We start from the raw sequence: 428 nt of genomic DNA on the forward strand, positions 1-428 counted from the left end.
TCCCCGCCCTGCCCCATAGAACCAGCCTGTATGACCAACTGTGCGGCTTCGGGGATGGTCATGAAGTAGCGGGTGATCTTGGGATGCGTGACCGTCAGCGGTCCGCCCGATTTGATCTGGCTGTGGAACAACGGAATCACCGACCCCGACGAACCCAGTACATTACCGAAACGCACCATGGTGAAGCGCGTTTTGTTGACTCGGGAGACATTGGAACGATCCCCAAACAATACGGGGGCAATCTCACGACTCAAAGCCTGTAGGACCAACTCGGCCAGACGCTTGGTGCTGCCCATGACGTTGGTAGGACGGACGGCCTTGTCGGTCGAGATCAATACAAAGTTTGAAACGCCAGACTGCAAAGCCGCCTGAGCGGTGTTGAGGGTGCCGATGGCGTTATTCAGAACACCTTCGGCGATGTTGTGCTC

The 428-nt window shown here is 56.8% G+C and carries 1 protein-coding gene; it reads right to left on the reverse strand.

The genetic code is table 11. The features are described from left to right. Positions 1-428, reverse strand: a 428-nt coding sequence (locus AC0T7J_RS25380) for a polysaccharide biosynthesis protein (protein ID WP_473798556.1), incomplete at both ends; no start/stop codon positions are given.

Source organism: Pantoea sp. E956-1 (genome assembly GCF_982223955.1).